This window comes from Prevotella marseillensis (genome assembly GCF_900625065.1).
Lineage (GTDB): Bacteria > Bacteroidota > Bacteroidia > Bacteroidales > Bacteroidaceae > Prevotella > Prevotella rara.
This window is the reverse complement of sequence record NZ_UYXY01000001.1, coordinates 975404-994478: the sequence shown is the minus strand read 5'-3', so window position 1 is coordinate 994478 and position 19075 is coordinate 975404. Positions and strand designations below refer to the sequence as shown.

Annotated in this window: 15 protein-coding genes and 1 tRNA gene; 7 read left to right on the top strand and 9 right to left on the bottom strand. The window is 35.2% G+C overall.

From position 1 onward, the window contains the following. Nucleotides 1–3: 3 nt before the first annotated feature. From EJL04_RS04150 to EJL04_RS04135, 4 genes are all read right to left on the bottom strand, one after another. Nucleotides 4–1053, bottom strand: a complete 1050-nt coding sequence (locus tag EJL04_RS04150) for a glycosyltransferase (protein WP_164511721.1) — start codon at nucleotides 1051–1053, stop codon at nucleotides 4–6. Between the two features lie 113 nt (nucleotides 1054–1166). After that, nucleotides 1167–2327, bottom strand: coding sequence for a diaminopimelate decarboxylase (gene lysA, locus EJL04_RS04145; protein ID WP_125104145.1), 1161 nt, complete (start codon nucleotides 2325–2327; stop codon nucleotides 1167–1169). Between the two features lie 2 nt (nucleotides 2328–2329). Continuing rightward, complete coding sequence (locus tag EJL04_RS04140) at nucleotides 2330–3658, bottom strand: aspartate kinase (protein ID WP_125104144.1); 1329 nt, start codon at nucleotides 3656–3658, stop codon at nucleotides 2330–2332. A gap of 32 nt (nucleotides 3659–3690) precedes the next feature. After that, the gene (locus EJL04_RS04135) at nucleotides 3691–4392 is read right to left on the bottom strand and encodes a cell division ATP-binding protein FtsE (RefSeq protein ID WP_021854263.1); all 702 of its coding nucleotides are present in this window, start codon (nucleotides 4390–4392) and stop codon (nucleotides 3691–3693) included. Nucleotides 4393–5246: 854 nt separating this feature from the next. Between EJL04_RS04135 and EJL04_RS04130 the strand changes: the two genes are divergently transcribed. Further along, the gene (locus EJL04_RS04130; RefSeq protein WP_125104143.1) at nucleotides 5247–5894 is read left to right on the top strand and encodes a DUF3256 family protein; all 648 of its coding nucleotides are present in this window, start codon (nucleotides 5247–5249) and stop codon (nucleotides 5892–5894) included. A gap of 800 nt (nucleotides 5895–6694) precedes the next feature. On the opposite strand, the gene EJL04_RS04125 is transcribed toward EJL04_RS04130, so the two are convergent. Continuing rightward, entirely contained in the window at nucleotides 6695–7576 is an 882-nt protein-coding gene (locus EJL04_RS04125; protein ID WP_125104142.1) for a hypothetical protein, read from the bottom strand. A gap of 226 nt (nucleotides 7577–7802) precedes the next feature. On the opposite strand from EJL04_RS04125, the gene EJL04_RS04120 reads away from it, so the two are divergent. The 3 genes from EJL04_RS04120 to EJL04_RS04110 are packed head-to-tail and all read left to right on the top strand — an operon-like array spanning nucleotide 7803 to nucleotide 10744. Next, a complete protein-coding gene (locus EJL04_RS04120) occupies nucleotides 7803–8786 on the top strand; it encodes a Gfo/Idh/MocA family protein (protein ID WP_021854258.1) in 984 nt (327 codons plus the stop codon). A gap of 10 nt (nucleotides 8787–8796) precedes the next feature. Next, complete coding sequence (locus tag EJL04_RS04115) at nucleotides 8797–9885, top strand: DUF4421 domain-containing protein (RefSeq protein ID WP_053398319.1); 1089 nt, start codon at nucleotides 8797–8799, stop codon at nucleotides 9883–9885. A gap of 1 nt (nucleotide 9886) precedes the next feature. Further along, entirely contained in the window at nucleotides 9887–10744 is an 858-nt protein-coding gene (locus EJL04_RS04110) for an N-acetylmuramoyl-L-alanine amidase-like domain-containing protein (protein ID WP_125104141.1), read from the top strand. A 23-nt stretch (nucleotides 10745–10767) separates the two neighbouring features. On the opposite strand, the gene EJL04_RS04105 is transcribed toward EJL04_RS04110, so the two are convergent. Continuing rightward, the gene (locus tag EJL04_RS04105) at nucleotides 10768–11805 is read right to left on the bottom strand and encodes a diacylglycerol/lipid kinase family protein (protein WP_053398317.1); all 1038 of its coding nucleotides are present in this window, start codon (nucleotides 11803–11805) and stop codon (nucleotides 10768–10770) included. Between the two features lie 162 nt (nucleotides 11806–11967). Between EJL04_RS04105 and spt the strand changes: the two genes are divergently transcribed. Both spt and EJL04_RS04095 read left to right on the top strand, forming a co-directional pair. Beyond that, nucleotides 11968–13155, top strand: a complete 1188-nt coding sequence (spt, locus tag EJL04_RS04100; protein ID WP_053398316.1) for a serine palmitoyltransferase — start codon at nucleotides 11968–11970, stop codon at nucleotides 13153–13155. A gap of 68 nt (nucleotides 13156–13223) precedes the next feature. Continuing rightward, nucleotides 13224–13297 (top strand) — tRNA-Pro (locus EJL04_RS04095). A 149-nt stretch (nucleotides 13298–13446) separates the two neighbouring features. Here the strand turns inward: EJL04_RS04095 and EJL04_RS04090 are convergent. The 3 genes from EJL04_RS04090 to EJL04_RS04080 form a co-directional block, all read right to left on the bottom strand. Continuing rightward, complete coding sequence (locus tag EJL04_RS04090; RefSeq protein WP_125104140.1) at nucleotides 13447–14433, bottom strand: ISAon1 family transposase; 987 nt, start codon at nucleotides 14431–14433, stop codon at nucleotides 13447–13449. Next, the gene (locus EJL04_RS04085) at nucleotides 14399–14782 is read right to left on the bottom strand and encodes an ISAon1 family transposase N-terminal region protein (RefSeq protein ID WP_125104139.1); all 384 of its coding nucleotides are present in this window, start codon (nucleotides 14780–14782) and stop codon (nucleotides 14399–14401) included. The genes EJL04_RS04090 and EJL04_RS04085 overlap by 35 nt, the downstream gene beginning before the upstream one ends. Nucleotides 14783–15042: 260 nt before the next feature. Then, a complete protein-coding gene (locus tag EJL04_RS04080; RefSeq protein WP_125104138.1) occupies nucleotides 15043–16716 on the bottom strand; it encodes an AMP-binding protein in 1674 nt (557 codons plus the stop codon). Between the two features lie 312 nt (nucleotides 16717–17028). Here EJL04_RS04080 and EJL04_RS04075 point away from each other — a divergent pair, with 312 nt between their 5' ends. After that, nucleotides 17029–19059: a DUF5686 family protein gene (locus tag EJL04_RS04075; RefSeq protein WP_125104137.1), complete on the top strand. Its 2031-nt coding sequence runs from the start codon at nucleotides 17029–17031 to the stop codon at nucleotides 19057–19059. Nucleotides 19060–19075 lie beyond the last annotated feature (16 nt).

Sequence of the window (19075 nt, the reverse complement as noted above, 5' to 3'; positions counted from 1 at the left end):
TCATTATGATTTATGACTTATATATTCATATTTATCTGATAATATGTATTTTATTGCAAATCTGAAATTACTGAAAGGCAGAGCCAATTCAAATGGAATAACTTTCCATAAACTAACATTTGCATTAAATCTATTAAGCACACGTTTCGCACATATTATTCTAGAAATAAAAGGAACCACCAATGCCATAAAAGAAAAAGGCAATATTACAAACCTGACAGAAAGAACTGAATATATTACAGAAAAAATCACTAATATGAAACAAAGATAAAGCCCCAGCACATCCATATTAAATATTTGTCTATGTCTAAAACTACGTTGAAGGTGTTTACGCGTTTCGAAATAAAACGTGTTTTTATTATTCCAAGCTTTTTTTGAGGGCTTATCTTCTACTAACATTACATCTTTAGATATTGCAATAGCTGCGCTCCCGAATTTAGAATATTTATTAACTAAAAAATCATATTCACCTCTAACATATTTCAAGTTACCTTGAAATCCGCGACCTAACATAAAATCGGCCTTCTTAAACAACAGATTATTACCATAAGTACTGTAAGCAAAACCTTTAAACGCTTCATACATATAGGTATATTCCTTATGAAGGCGATAGAACGTTTTAAATTGACCTGTGTCATCAGAATAATTACTATATCCAATAACAAGATTTATTCCATCCCTACATTTGGTACTCATGCCTTCAATCCAATGAGTAGAAACAGGTTTACACACAGCATCAGTTAATAAAATCAAATCATTTTTAGCTGCCTTCACACCTAATGTTATTGCAAGTTTTCGTCGACTCATATACCGAGATGTTTCTGGTACAAATGTAGTATATAAGTTTTTATACTTATTGTACGTTTTCAAAACATCTGCCGTTCCATCTTCATCACGACTTACAACAACAATTATTTCATATCCGGCAGAATAATCCTGAGAAAGAAAATATTTCAGATTATTATCCAACTCTACAGAATTATTATCCGAAATAATGACAACTGATACAGGCTTTAAATTCTCTGCAGAATCTGTTTCTTCTTTATCGACCATTTTTTTAAAAAACGTATCAAATAAAGAAGAACAGAGTGCAGAAATCACCAAAATTATACAAATAACGATTGTTATATTGTCTAAAATTAGCATTATTCAATTCTATTTTTTAATTACAATATATCTTCCTTAATATAGCCAATTGGCAAAGAACGACAATTATATTGAGATGCCATAATTTCACCATAGGCACCAGCGGAACGTATAGCAATTATATCATTACGATGGCATTCGTCCAAATCTATTGATTTAGCAAAAACATCACTAGACTCACATATTGGGCCTACAACATCATAAGTATTTATACATCCATCATTACTAATGTTTTCAATCTTATGATATGCATGATATAAAGCCGGTCGTATAAGGTCTGTCATCCCGGCATCAACTATTACAAACTTCTTAGCTGTACCCTCTTTTACATATAACACCTTCGTTATTAAAGATCCACATTGACCAACAACAGAACGCCCAAGTTCAAAATGAAGACTCTGCCCCTTACGGAGTTTAAGATGTTTTGCATACGTTTCAAAATATGATTTAAAATCCGGTATTGAAACACGGTTTGGATGTTGGTAATCAATACCAAGTCCGCCACCAACATTTATCATCTCAACATTAATATGATGAGCCTCCAATTTAACTTGAATCTCGTTAATACGATTACATAATGCCACAAAATCGCCCATATCAAGGATTTGTGAACCTATATGGAAATGCAATCCCATGAATCTCACGTTCTTCATATGTGAGATTCTAGCAATAACATTCTCCATATCCGACATCGCAATTCCAAACTTATTTTCAGCAAGTCCTGTCGTTATGTTAGCATGTGTATGTGCTCCAACATCAGGGTTGATACGCAATGCTACAGAAGCGACCTTACCGCAGTTTTCTGCAAGACAATTAATCACTTCCAGTTCAGGTATACTCTCTACATTAAAGCAAAAAATATTTTTTTCTAAACCGAGTTTTATTTCTTTGTCATTCTTCCCTACTCCTGCAAATACAATTTTATTTGAAGGAAAGCCTGCATTAAGTGACGCTAATATTTCACCTCCACTAACACAGTCAGCTCCCAATCCGGCCTGACATATTATATTTAAAACCTTTGGGTTAGCATTTGCTTTTATTGCATAATGCACACAAAAATTTTCATATTTGCCGGCCTCTTTATTTATCGTATTTAAAGTTTCACGCAACAAATCTGTATCATAGTAATAAAATGGCGTATCCGTCTTTTTTAATTTTTCAATTGGAAAAACACCCTTCATTTTCAATTTTCACTTTTATTAAACAATGTATCACTCAAACTTTGTAAAGCTCGTTTCTTATCAGATTCTTTTACCAAGAAAGATATATTGTAATTACTTCCTCCATAAGAAATCATTCTTACAGGAATATTCTTCATCGCATCTGTAGCAAATGTCTCAAAGCCGACATTACTCCAATCCAAATCACCGACAACACATATTATACACATATCGCGGTCAACTGTTACAGTTCCATATTTCTTTAATTCTGCAACGATATCATTAAGATGCGCATCGTTATCAATGCTCATAGAAACACCGACCTCACTTGTTGTTATCATATCTATTGCCGTCTGATAACTCTCAAAAATCTCAAAGACCTTACGAAGGAATCCTGTAGCAAGTAGCATACGGCTACTCTTTATCTTAATTGCCACAATATTATCTTTAGCAGCAATAGCCTTAATTTTACCTGTTACAGTTTCATTATTTATAATCGTTCCCGGTGCAGCAGGGTCCATTGTATTCAACAAACGCACAGGAATACCTGCATACTTTGCCGGCTGCACACATGTCGGATGTAATATTTTTGCACCGAAATATGCAAGTTCCGCAGCTTCCTCAAAATGTAACTGGCGAACAGCTTCAGTTTTATCAACCACACGCGGGTCGTTATTATGCATACCGTCTATATCTGTCCATATTTGTATCTCATCTGCATTTATAGCAGCTCCTGCCAATGATGCAGTATAATCACTGCCTCCACGAAGCAGATTATCTATTTCTCCGTAAGCATTGCGACAGATAAATCCCTGTGTAATATAAACCTGTTGGCCAGGATTCTGCTCCAACAAATTCTGTAATTTATCTTTAATGTATGAAGAATCTGGTTCTGAATTTTTATCAGTACGCATGAAATCCAACGCAGAAAGCAAAACAGCATTGTAGCCACACTCTTTTAAGTAATTGGTTACCATATTGGTACTCATTATCTCACCTTGAGCAACAATGCTTTTTTCTTCAAAACTAGTGAAAAGATCTTTTGTAAAAGAACGTAAATAATTAAATTCATTTTGGAGGAATATTTTTGTTTCATTCTTCCATTTCTCTGTAGAATAAAGTTCTTCTACATGTTTCATATATGCTTTTTCCAAACGATTTATAACATCATTTGCGCCCTCCGGATTCTTCTTATATAAATAATCAGATATTTCAATCAAAGAATTTGTCGTACCTGACATTGCAGACAAAACGACAAAAACTGGTTTTCCACTATTTGTAATCAATGAGGCAACATGCTTCATGCGCTCAGGCGAGCCAACTGATGTGCCACCAAACTTCATTACTATCATAATCGTATCTTTTTTTATATTTTTATTTTATATTAGTCTTCTTCATCAAAAAGACTTTTGTTATATATATTAGTTATGTCGTTAATTTTACCTTCCTTACACTGGTAAACGATACCAGGATACTTATCAAGCATCAAGATGTTGTGTGTTGACATTACTACAGCCGTCCCGGTCTGACTTATCTGCTTCAGCAAATTTACAATATTATCCGCTGTTTCAGGATCAAGATTACCGGTCGGTTCATCTGCAATAATTATTTTCGGTTTATTTAATATTGCGCGAGCAATAGCTATTCGTTGTTGCTCTCCTCCAGAAAGTTCATAAGGCATTTTTGTTTTCTTTTCTGACATACCAACAGCATCCAGCACTTCATCAATGCGCTCATCTATTTCCTTTTTATTTTTCCAGCCCGTTGATTTCAATACAAAGCATAGATTCTTATAAACATTTCTGTCATGCAACAATTGAAAATCCTGAAATATTATTCCTAGTTCCTTTCGCAAAGCCGGTACTTCTTTACGTTTAATTTTAAATAGGTCTCGTCCAAGGATTGTTGCATTATCTCCTTCATCAATATCAAGCTCACAATACAAAGTTTTAAGCAAGCTGCTTTTTCCTGTACCTACATTTCCGATGATATAAATAAACTCACCTTCATCAACATGAAAATTCACATTGCCAAGCACACATACATCATCTTGATATATATTTACATTTTTATAATCAATATACATAATCTATATTTTTAATATTTTAATGTTTATGCCATTCAGGACCATTACATCCTGTAGCTTCTCTACAACACCTTTATCCTCAAACCCTTGTACGCAAACAACATAAGCAGATAACACAACATATCAGAATCTTCATGTATCAAACGATCATCCTTACGGTTTATAACATCAACAACAGCCTCCAAGACATGTCAGGACATCCCGTTCAATATGCTTTTACAGCTCTAACAAAGACATTTCCCAAATCACGCCTTTTAAAGACAAAATTCCACGAAGTGTCCTTATAAATTGTTCTGACAACATTCTGCTTTATTATGGACCTGCATCCAATTCTGTTTTTGCACAACAGTGAAGCAATTATATTGCAGTAGGTATCATCTCTTGTATTACAATGTTTTAATGATGCACCCTTTCGACTTGCAAAAGTATTAAAAAACTCCGAATTATCAACCATTATATCCTAATAATTTTAGTATAACACTCAAAGTGCCACTAAAGCATTGTATTTGAAAGGAAAAACGCTATAAAAATTACAGTAAAAGTATTTTTCTGAGTTTTTATTGCGAATATCAAAATAAAAGTGTAATATTGCAGACTAAAAACAAAATTATCTCATTTAATACAGACACATGAATACAATAGAAAAAGAAGCTATAGAACAAAACAGATTAAATAAATTACAACATCACCTATTTGGACAACCGATAAAGATATCATTGGCTTCCTCTATACATCTATTGCATGATATCAAGTTTAAATAAACCAATAAAAACATACAAGATAGTGGCAAAAAATGCCGGCCACTATTTGCAAAAGACAATAGTATATTCACCCTTTCAATCAATAAGAATAAAATGAAAATATTTGCATTACTCATTTCCCTGCTTTGTTGCACAACCAACATTATGGGCCAAATATCAATTAAAGAAGTTATAGGTAACATTCCTGATGAAATTTTACCTTATATCACAAACGATCAGAAAGAAGAATTATTAAAATTTACAGGTTCTAAAGATTCTGTAAAAGTAAAGAACACTTTTAACGGGGCAACTTCAATTGACACCATTAGCTTTGATTATGCAAAAATCAACATGAATAAGACTACAGAAATGCAGCTCAAGCTTCTGCGTGGAAACGACTCTACGCAAATACTATGCGTAATCAAGACAATTAAAAGTCCGCTCAAAGAAAGCACAGTAAAATTCTATTCAACAGAATGGCAAGCAATAAACTCAACATTTGGACTTCCCGTCGATAATGATGAAGATACCATTTTAAGTATGTTCACACAAAAACCAGACTCAATGCCGGAAGACAAATTTAAAAATCTATATAATTGCATAGAACCTGTTATGCTTGCTGCACAATGGGACGAAAAATCAAACTGTATAACATTTAACTTGAGTATTCCATTTATTCAAAAAGACAACAATAACGAAATAAATGCGATAATAAAGAAAATTTCTTTTAAATGGGATGGTCAAAACTTTAAAAAATGTTAGAAAACCATTTCTTTTAGAGATTATATTTGGAGAAAAGAAATAATTAGAATACCTTTGCATCGTGTTTTTCATGGTATTAGATTATTAAGGTTAATAAAAGATTGGTTGTCGTGAGACAATCAATTTTTGTTTTATATAGGTTCTAATTCTAATAAGCCTTAATAACAATATAAGCCAACACCTTTTAATTAACAAAGCATTCATTATCTGTCAGTCGATAAAATAATACAAATTAAACATTACCATTCTATACGTCATTTACGATAAAAGACAAAACCTTATTTATATCACATACAGAGCATTCCGGATTACGTTATCAAAATATCACAAAAGACAAGGAAAAAGTATCATCCTGATTTTCAAGAATGCCACAAAATAAAGAGATAAACACAAATAATAAAAATACAATCTAAAAAGCCACAAAATCATGCACAACACGTAATACGTTATAATTCAGCAAGTTACAGATTAACATTTAAAAATCAAGCACCTTCAACATATAAAATACCAAATAAAAAGACACATTTTACGCCATAAAACATCATGATTTGCAATGAAAAACAATGTGTTTTACATTACAAATCAATGTATTTTGCTACACAAACAACTGCTTTTATCTATATTTTACGATATAAGACACTCAACACACAACGAAAAAGTACCATAAGTACAACAAATCAACTAGAATGTTATGCTTATTTGCCAGATTTCCGCGAAACGCAGAATCTGACAAACAGACACTATATAAGCTATAATAGTTACAAAATGTACTGACGCAAAAACTTAAATTTGTAAGCTCATTATTTTATCTTCAAGAATTCTTTTCGCTCTTTCTCACGAGTTTCTATGCTTCCATACATAAAATAACATACGAAAATCACAAAAACATAAACATAAAGGCATATAAATGACGACAGAGCCACAACAACATATTGCAATACACTAAAATAAGAAGGCAAGCCAGAAGGATCGCCCATATATCCTACACCAATTGCCGACAATGTATTAGCCATAGAAATTATAAGCATTGGAATAGAAACAAAGAACATGCAAACGGCAGCACATAAAGCAGCCAATAAAAGTGTGATAAATATAAATCCCCAATAACGCCATCCCACCTTGTATGCCTTTAATAAGATCTTGCTCAATTTACTATCAGGCTCCATCAAATATTTAACAAATACGTAAACATACGGAAGCAAGACACATGAAAAGAACAATGAAACTCCAATGATAACGCATGCAATTACAGGCATTTTGTCAAGAGGGACAAACGGACCAGTTCCTATAACCAGATAAACAAGCCCCCATTGTACCACAGAAACTATAGCCATTATACACAAGTACACACCAAGGAGTCTGATACATCTAACTAAATTCCACTTCATCGACTGATGGCCAAGAAGCATAAATATACGCGAGACATATCCCACATGAAAAAAAGCGACCAAGACAGCAGAGACCATTAATAGAGTGTATGAAGGATGTGTATAGCCACCATCCGTCAAAGCCCTCGTATAAAAAATAGATAACAAAGCTATTGACATGGCCAAAAGCAAAGTGTATAACCATGTATGTCTGAATATAGCACGTATATTGTCAAACAGCATCCTATGAGATGCAGAGATACAAGCCGTATAACTACGGCTCTTATTTAAAAACTCTTGCTTAAGATTGTTCATTTCATTTTTAATTAATTAATGCAAAGGTAATAATATTCCGGATATTATGAAATGGTATTATCAATAAAAATTGCTAACTTTGCAGAAGATAAGTTGCATAACAAATAGAGTTTGTCAAACAAGCTCCTTAATGTATTATCTTTTTAAGATAAATAAAAAGCATGCGGCTCCAAACGTTTACTAAGAAAAGAATACTTCCACAATAAAAATCGTTAACATCAAGAATATGAAACTGTTAAAATGGGGATTTATTGGTTGCGGAGAGGTTACTGAAAAAAAATCAGGCCCGGCCTTTAACGAAATAGAAGGCTCAAAAGTGATTGCCGTAATGAGCCGCAATGAGAAGAAGGCGCGCTCATACGCAGAGCGACATAAAATAAGCAAATGGTATACAGATGCACAAGAGCTTATCGACGACCCTGACGTTAACGCCATTTATATTGCCACTCCCCCCTCAAGCCATGCCACATACGCAATAATGGCAATGAGAGCAGGAAAACCTGTATACGTAGAAAAGCCTCTGGCTGCTAATTATGACGACTGCGTAAGAATCAACAGGGTCAGCGAGCAGACCGGGATTCCATGTTTCGTCGCCTACTACAGAAGGTATCTTCCATATTTCAAACGCGTCAAAGAAATCATAACAAGCAAAACTATTGGTGAGATAATGAACGTGCAAATACGTTTTTCTTGTCCTCCGCGTGATTTAGATTATTCTTCAAAAGAAAAACTCCCATGGAGATTACAACCGGATATAGCCGGAGGTGGCTATTTCTACGACTTGGCTCCACACCAGCTTGACTTGATGCAGGATCTGTTTGGAGTAATAACAGAAGCTGAAGGTATATGTGCCAACCGCGCCGGACTTTATCAGACAGAAGACAGCATAAGTGCATGCTTCAGGTTTGAAAGCGGTGTTCCAGGAAGTGGCTCATGGTGCTTCGTTGGCCACCAATCTGCAAAAGAAGACAGAATCGATATTGTTGGAAGTAAGGGAAAGCTGAGCTTTTCTGTATACAACTACGACCCGATCCATCTTGTCACAAACGATGACGAAAAATACATAACAGTAGAAAATCCCCCATACGTTCAGCTGCCAATAATTAAAGCAGTTGTTGAAGACCTGCAAGGATTCGGAGCGTGCTCATGCACAAGTGTATCAGCGACTCCTGTCAATTGGGTCATGGACCGCATATTAGGAAAATTCTAAATTTATGAATATGAAACGTCTGATTTTGAGTTTATTTTTGGTTTCTGCCGTGTCATTGGCTTATTCAACCAACGACACGATAAAAACCGAAAAGAAAAACACAATATTCAGACGAATAGGAAAGGTATTCACAAAGATATTTAAAGACTTCAATGAAATAGACACAAACTATATAGAACCGCAACATTATAATTATACAATAATGCTGCAAAACACCAATACATATGAGATATATAGACTTGAAAGCAAATCAGGTCAGTACATCACATTTGCTCCTGAACCAACAATCAGAATCGGACCTTATGTTGGATGGAGATGGATATTTCTTGGGTATACGTTTGACATAGGCCATATCAGCAACGACAACAATAAGAAAGAGTTCGAACTAAGCCTTTACAGCTCTATGTTTGGAATCGATCTGTATTATAGACAAACGGGCAACGACTATAAGATACGCGAAGCATACCTAGGAAACGGCCTTAACAGCCATACATTAAAAGGAATTCCATTTTCCGGACTTACCGTTGGAATTAAAGGTTTTGACTTATACTACATATTCAACCACAAAAAATTTTCATATCCAGCGGCTTTCAGCCAAAGTACATGCCAGAAACGCAGCTGCGGCTCTCCGTTGCTTGGCATAGGATATACCACTCACAAGCTTGATTTGGATTATGAGAAGCTTAAAAATGTTGTGGAAAACAACATTAGCGACAAATACCAGAACGTAAAGCTTGATTCCGGATTAATGTTTAACAAAGTACGTTACACATCATATTCAATTTCAGGCGGATACGCATACAATTGGGTTTTTGCACGTAATTGGCTTTTTGCAGCATCACTGTCAGTTGCATTAGCATACAAAAGATCTACTGGCGACCTACACTATAAATCGGAATTCTCACTTAGAGACTTTAAATTTGGAGATGTAAATATCGATGGAGTTGGAAGATTCGGAATAGTATGGAACAATACAAAATTTTATGCCGGAGCAAGTACAATTCTTCACTCATATAATTATAGAAAAAGCCAATTCTCCACTAATAATGTTTTCGGTTCATTAAACTTTTATTTTGGAATAAATATAGGAAGGAAATAATATGAAGAAATTATTTTTATTATTCATTGCTTTTTTGTCATACGTAACAACCTATGCTTATGAGGTTGACTACAAACCATCTGACAGCATTCGCGTTATTAAATTATTAAACGACGCGAAAAAACAACCGGAAAGCACCAACTATATAATATATTTTGCCCGGAAGCTTAAAGGTATTCCCTATGTAGCACACACACTAGAGATAAACAAGAAAGAAAAATTAGTTATCAATTTGAGGCAACTAGACTGCACCACCTATGTTGAAAATGTCGTAGCCCTTTCAATGTGCATGAGTGAAAAGAAATACACATTTAAAAGTTTCTGTGACAATCTTAAAAAAATAAGATACAGGGACGACTCACGACCTCATTACACACAAAGACTTCACTATTTCACGGATTGGATAGAGAACAATACAAAGAAAGGAATTTGTAAGGAAATACAAAGCCCTGCACCGCCTTTCACCAATACCCAAAGAATAAATGTATTTTACATGTCTGAAAATCCCTCTAAATATAAGATGCTGAAGGAAAATCCTAAGTATATCCCCACAATAAGAAAAACAGAACAGAACATTAATCAGAAAACATACAAATACATTCCCAAGACGGAGGTTAAGAACACTAACACTGTCAGAAGAACAATTCAAGATGGTGACATCATTGCTACCACAACAAGTCTAAAAGGACTGGATATTCAACACATCGGATTTGCCATATGGCATAAAGACGGGCTGCACATGCTTAACGCATCTAGCCTGCACCACAAAGTTGTTGAAGAACCTATGACTTTATACAATTACCTGCAAAAGCAAAAGACAATGACAGGAATAAGGATCATACGCCTAAACATAAAATAGCAAGCGTCCAAACTTATAAGAAGTCACAGATTATTTAAGCGTTTAAGTAATATTTTATTCAAAATATGAATATGGCGTCCTTGACGGCCAATGTCTGTACGCATATTACTTATATCGTTAAAAAAATCACTGAAGGCATTTTGCACCATGTTTGGCTGCCTTTTTGCTTTATCAGCCAAAGGATTAATTATAACCTTTATACCCTTATTGACAACGGATATATCCACATCAGCCCCTGCCATAACAGGATCGCCATCATAGTGTATATATCCTTCCTTTTGACGATGAACCAAGATATGCCTAGTACGGAATGTTTTTATCCTTGCATTCCGATCTAAAGTTTTATTAAACATATCTATACTAATCTGCGGTGCATCAATCATATCAAAAGGTTCCATTATTATAACATCAAGCAATCCGTCACTCATGGATGCCTGTGGTGCTATATATGCATTATTTCCATATTGGGATGCATTGGCACATGAAACAAGAAAAGCCCTATATTTAGTTTTTCCGTTTTCATCCTCTATCTCGTAAGTTTCCGGTTTATACTTTAATCCTTCCCGCAAAATATTCTCCAGGTATGAAACAGGACCGCGCTTTCCTGACTCGGCAAACTTCATACTAATAAAAGCATCAAACCCCATACCACATGTACAGAAAAATGGTATTCCGTTAATAATACCATAATCCAAGTCATGCACCGTATGCTTATTAATTACCTCAAGAGCCTTATGCATATCCATCGGTATCATTAAATGCCTAGCCAATCCATTTCCTGAACCACACGGAATAATACCTAATGCCGTATCCGAATTAACAATTGAACGCGCCACTTCATTTATTGTCCCATCACCTCCAACAGCAACAACAACATCAACCCCTCTATCTTTGGCTTCTCTGGATATCTCAGAAGCATGCCCGCTGTATTGGGTTTCAACTATTGAGAAATCATAATATTCCTTATCGAGATTATTCTCAATAAGTTTACAGATACCCGATTTTCTTGTCGTTCCAGATATCGGGTTCACAACAAATATTATCTTTTTCTTTCCTGCCATCGTCTTGCAAAAATAATAATATTTTAGTACAAACCATTTTTATTACTTATAATATTTTTGCAAAAAAAACACTTTTCTATTTTTTTTCTTATGATTTACACATTTTTTTGTATCTTTGCAGCCTAATCAAAACAATGTAGAAAATCTACACCTATTTATAATATGGGACTATTACAAGAAAGATACAAAAATTACCGTGAACCACAAAGGTTCATGGAAGCTGGTGTTTACCCTTACTTCCGTGAAATAACAGGCAAACAAGGCACTGAGGTTCAAATGGCCGGACATGAAGTGCTTATGTTCGGTTCTAATGCTTACACTGGATTAACTGGTGACCCGCGTGTTGAGGCCGCAGCAAAAGATGCATTAGACAAATATGGAAGTGGTTGTGCAGGAAGCCGTTTCTTGAATGGAACACTTGACATACATGTACAACTCGAAAAGGAACTTGCTGAATTTGAGCATAAAGACGAAGCATTATGCTTTTCTACAGGTTTCTCTGTAAATGCCGGTGTACTCTCCGTTGTTTGTGGACGTGAAGATTATATCATTTGCGATGACCGCGATCATGCAAGTATTGTTGACGGACGACGTCTTTCATTCGCAACTTGCTTAAAATATAAGCACAACGATATGGAAGACTTGGAAAAACAACTCCAAAAATGCAAACCCGAGTCAATAAAACTTATTGTCGTTGATGGCGTCTTCTCAATGGAAGGTGATCTTGCAAATTTACCTGAAATTGTTCGTTTAAAGAAAAAATATAATGCTTCTCTAATGGTAGACGAAGCGCATGGGCTAGGAGTCTTCGGAAAAGAAGGAAGAGGCGTATGCGACCATTTTGGCGTAATTGATGACGTTGATCTTATCATGGGTACTTTCTCTAAAAGCCTCGCCAGCATAGGAGGTTTTATTGCCGGTGATAAAGATACCATAAACTATTTGCGCCACACATGCAGAACTTATATATTCAGCGCATCCAATACCCCTGCTGCTACAGCTGCTGCAATGGAAGCCCTGCACATCATACGCAAAGAACCTGAGCGTATTGAAAACCTTTGGACAGTTACAAAGTATGCATTAAAACGCTTCCGTGAAGAAGGTTTTGAAATAGGAGACACAGAAAGTCCTATTATACCTCTTTATGTTAGAGATGTAGATAAGACCTTCCTCGTTACTAAATTGGCTTTTGATGCAGGCGTATTTATAAACCCTGTTATCCCTCCTGCATGCGCACCACAAGATACACTTGTTAGATTTGCATTAATGGCAACCCATACTGTGGAACAAGTAGAGAAAGGTGTTCAAGCACTGAAAAAAATCTTTGTTGAGCAAAATATAATTAAATAAATGCTGTAAAATTTGCATGTTTTAAAAAAAAGTAGTACCTTTGCATCGCAAATTTAAAGATTTGGTTACGGGGTGTAGCGCAGTCCGGTAGCGCGCCTGGTTTGGGACCAGGTGGTCGCAGGTTCGAATCCTGTCGCCCCGACTAAATTAGCAGTATACTAAAAGAATAAAAAGCCTAAGAATATAATAAATTCTTAGGCTTTTTATTTTCAATACACACTATAAGTAGAAGGTTGTTAATATCAGATAATTTAAATAGGCTCACCCGATAAATAGTGGGGAAAGAAAATATTACGCATAAATTTTAGTCAGCCTAAAGAGGAAGAATGGTATGTCAATAACTCCTCGGAGCAATGCTCTGAACTGTTTGATTTTGGCATTAAAGCATTCGGCAAAAGCATTGGTAGAGCGGTTCACGAAGAAGTTCAGGACTCCGTCATGGTGTTCTGTCAAGGTAGAAATTATAGCCTGAAAGCTTTTGAATCCGGACCTGTCGGCCCAGTCATACCATTTTGCCAGAGACAATCTGGCGGCATCCTTGTGAATATTCCTTGAGAAAATCATCCGTAAGGAATGTGACAGAGAATAAGCTTCCTGCAGATCCGGATACTGGGCAAAAAGAATTTCCGCCCTCTCTTTTTGTCTTTGTGTCCATTTCTCGGGAGATTTGAAAAGTAAATAGCGAGAGCGTACTAATAGCTGTCTTAAAGAGTCTCCATTCGAAAAAATAAATGGAGAATATGCCTCTCCACAAAATCTGGCTTTCTTCATGTCATCCGCTTCCTGACGTATTGCTTCCCAACGATGGGCAATACGCAGTTCCTGCACGGCCTCGAAAGCCATTTGTTGAATATGGAAACGGTCTATGGTCCGGATGGCCTTAGGGAAACAGCATCGGGCAATCTTCCCCATACTGTTGGACATATCCAAAGTTATTTCATTTACCTTTAAACGCTTTGAAAAGGGAATATTACGCCTCAGTATGTTAATAATATACTCTGATTTGACGCCATTGATTATAGCGACCAGGCTTCCTTTCTTTCCCCGGGCATCCGGATTGGACACAATGGTGTAAAGCTCTCCGTCGCTGATGGAGATTTCATCTATACAGAGACGGGGACCTGTGTTTTCCGGAAATACCAGCCATTCCGCAGCATGCTCCCTGTCTTTCCACTCCCGGTAACCACTCAGCACTTCCTTGTATTGCTTCTCGAAAGTGTCCCCATTGATGTGATAATAGAAATCAAGCGAACGGGAGGTCGTAGGACTCCTCTCCATACATATCTTTTAAAAAAGCCGCAAACTCTTTCGAGTAGCGGGTTCCTTCTTCCTTGACATCATCATAGGGAGCCGTAAAGCATTTGCCCGTACGGAGGTCTTTCCACCTGCGACGTCTCACAATCAGGTCTACAGCCTTGTCACGGATCGGAAAGTCACGGACGGTAACAGGGGCAAGAAATCCTTTGGATTCTATATTCGGTTCATTGACATAATCTGCGGAAGCGATTTCATCCAAATGAATAAATAACGTTTCTGCATTACTTTCTACTTTTACTATTGTAAAACGAGATAATATATTGGATGGCAGCATGAAGCTTACCAAAGACTCTAACATTGAATTTTCCATGATGCAAAGATAAGATTTTTTTTCTTTCTTTCCCCACTATTTATCGGGTGAGCCTTTAAATACAAACATGAGATACATCAACCGAACATTCATAGAAGCGGGGCAGTAGAAATTTCTTTATTGCAACAGAAAAAGCATAAAGTCTACTATAAAAAAGCAAGAAAGAGGCTGAATAACAAATTTGTTATCAACGTCTTTCTTGATGAATATTTATATCTCAATATTAATGAATACAGGAACCGTATTCAGAAAAGTAAATTCTAAATATCAATATCTTTATAGAGATATCTTTTTATACTCTTTTTAGGTGTCTTTTCAAATTCTTCATCTTGAAGTCTTATCTTGGAAATCTTGCAATAAGATGGCATTACTTGATTCAATTCAGCCATATTCTGTTCCATAATATTCTGCAAATCATCTTTCGAAAAGCCTAAATTTCTTGCTTCCTCATAATCAGGATATACCAATGCAACAAGTTTGTCGTCTTTCTGTATCACGAGACTTTCCACAACCATTGCCATACTATTTAGCTTATCCTCTATTTCCTCGGGATAAATATTTTGACCATTTGCCCCCAAAAGCATATTCTTGCTTCTACCCTTAATAAAAACATTACCGTCTGCATCTATCAAGCCTAAATCACCTGTATGATACCAGCCATCTGAATCCAAAGCCTGTCGAGTTGCTTCTTCATTTTTATAATATCCTAACATAACATTTGTTCCACGGGCCAAAATCTCACCAGGAACATTATATGGGTCTGGACTATCAATTTTAACTTCCATATGTATCACAGCCTTACCACACGACATCGGGACAAAATCATGATAATCGGAATATGTTATAATCGGAGCACATTCTGTTGCCCCATAACCAACGGTAATCGGAAAGTCTATACTCTTCAGGAAAGACTCTACTTCCTGATTAAACGCAGCTCCTCCAACAATTATTTCATACAGGTTACCACCAAAGGCATTATAAACCTCTTCGCATATTCTCTGCTTAACTTTTTTACTTATAACCGGCATGTTGAGCAATAAGCGCATCTTATTATTTTGAATCTTAGGAAAGACTCTTTTTCTTATTATCTTCTCAACAACTAAGGGAACAGCAATAATTATTGCCGGTTTTATATCCTTAAATGCTTGTGCAATAATCGCAGGACTAGGTACACGTGTCAAGAAGAATATATGGCATCCATGACAAAATTCAAACAAAAACTCAAAAGCCATTCCATACATATGCGCCATAGGCAAAATACTTACAGTGTTTGAACCTCTGGAAATATTTTTTCCTAAAGCATTCATTGCGAAATCCAAATTTCCCCATAATGCCCTATACGGCAACATAACACCCTTCGAGAAACCCGTTGTTCCACTTGTGTAATTAATCAAAGCAAGTTCATCAGGACTTTGTTCAATATAATAATGTATATGATTTTTTCTAAATGCCTTAGGATATTTCCTACCAAACAACTCATTTAGATGCTCTCGTGCATATGTCAACTTGTCTGTGCGCGAAACAACCAATGAATAATCAGGTATATATATTATACCTTCAAGACTTGGCATTTTTGTTGCATCTATAGTTGTAGCAACAACATCTCCGACAAACAGCAGTTTTGCTTCACTATGATTTACTATATTATAAACTTGCTCCGGTGTAAATTCATGCAAAACAGGAACAGCAACAGCTCCATACGTAAGTGTTGCAATAAAGGCTACAGCCCAGTTTGCACTATTACGGCCACAGATGGCAATTTTGTCACCTTTTACAACACCGCTGTTTTCAAACATTATATGCAACTTTTCAATTTTTCTTGCAACATCTTTATATTGAAGTGTTACACCTTGATAATCAGTTAAAGCATCTAAATCCCAATTATCAATAATGCTTTTCTCTATAAACGAATTAAAACTTGGTATTTTTTCCATTGCACAAAAATAATAAATTTGTGCAAAGATAAATCATTACTTGCACATTTCAAAATTATTTGTGCAATTTTTCTGTAAAGTTAATTACAGTTATCAATAAATCTATCTTGATAAGATAAATATTGTAATTTTCAAAGATACATCTATTATCTAATATCAAATTCATACAATCAACGTCTATTAGGCTATAAATAAATCAAATGTTTACAATAGACAACAATCTGAACAACAGGCAAAACAGGCATTGCCGATTTAAAAGTATATAATATATAGAAATAACTCGATTTGAAAAAAAACATGTATATTTGCAAAGTGGAAATTATTAAAAGAATCATATTAACATCTCTTTTAGTCTTCTGTCTTATACCGTACAGAACAAAAGCTGAAACGACATCAGACTCGCTAATACTTCAACGAGTTCTGAAATACAAACAAAGTGTATCAGAAGAAGTAAAAGGAATCCACACAAATGTCTATTTAAGATATTATTTTAAAACAGATAAAAGAAATATTACATTAATGGCTATACCTTCCATGTATGCGATATCAAGAGGAAGGCGAGAATATGTAGGGGAAACATACAGCAATATATATATTAAAGACAATTACATTTCTGAAGCGACACGCCAATTAAATATTGGAACCATACCCCATCATAAAAATGCAATGACTACATTGCTGAAATATCTGATGCCGAATATTTATGATGTAACAATATTAGACAATCAAATTCTTTCTCCATTTAATACATATAATACAAAGCTATACAAATACGATATTACAAGTTTAACAGACAATCGTTCTGAAATTGTTTTCAGACCAAAACTCCACAATACACAAATGATAAGTGGTTCTGCAATTGTCGAAAGAACTACAGGTAGAATTATACGAATGCAATTTATGGGCGAATACGATATGGTGAAGTTTCATATAGACGTATTAATGGGCAAATATGGCATATACTCATTACTACCTAAGAAATGCGATATTGACGCCGTATTTCATTTTATAGGAAATAAAATTCATGCATCTTATCATTCGGTTTATGATAATCCTATCACCCTACCCGATTCAATAATAAATTCACACGACATCAAATTAATGGAAGAAATAAGGCCAGACACGCTGCCTATCCACTTTAAAGATGCTTATATCAAATATGGCTATAATAACACAACTGATACAATCCAGAATGTCAAAGAAAACAAACGTTGGGACCAAGTTTTATGGGATGTTTTAGGTGATCACATTATCAATCGCACAAAAGGTAACTTTGGAACCAACAACCAGGGCGCTTTTAGAATATCTCCAATTTTAAATCCATTGGAATTAAGTTACAGCGGACGAAAGGGTATAACATACAAATTAAAAATCAACGGCAGTTATAATTTTTCTTTAAATAAAGATATTTCTTTATCTTTTAATTCAGGATATTCGTTTAAACAGCATCAGCTATATTTCAGAATGCCTATCCGTTTTACATACAATAAGAGAAGAAATGGATATACAGAATTTGAAATTGGTAATGGAAATAGAATTACCAACTCCAGTATAGTAGACCAAATAAAAAATGAGACACTTGATTCCATCAATTGGGACAACATGAATTTAGACTATTTTAAAGATTTCTACTTTAAATTCAAAGCAAATTATGACTTATCGGATAAATGGAGCATACAACCTGGTATAATATATCACAAACGCTCTGCCGTTGATAAAACAGGCTTTGAACAAGCAAAAAGGCCTACAGAATATTATTCGTTTGCTCCATCATTACAAATACAATTCCGGCCATACGGATGGAACGGACCTATATTTACGACTGACTACGAAAGAGGAGTAAAAAATGTATTTAACTCTGATATGGAATATGAACGCTTTGAGTTCGATGCTTCATGGAAAAAACAATTTCATTCTCTGAAAGCTATTTCTCTTAGAGTTGGCAGTGGATTTTATACATCCAAAAGTAAAACATCATATTTCTTAGACTATACAAATTTCAGAGAAGAGAATATTCCTGGAGGATGGAATGACGATTGGACAGGTGAATTTCAATTATTAAACAGCAATTGGTATAATGCTTCGGAATATTATGTGCGAACAAATGCAACATACGAATCGCCATTAATGCTATTGTCTCGCATACCATATGTAGGGCGACTGATGGAGATAGAACGTATATATGTAAACACACTCTTTGTTGAGCATCTACATCCATATATAGAATGTGGATATGGGTTCACAAACAGATTTTTTTCTATGGGCTTATTTTTAGCTACTCGAAATGCTGATTTTGAAGGTATAGGATGTAGATTCGGATTTGAATTGTTTAGAGACTGGTAACAATTAATATTTTAAC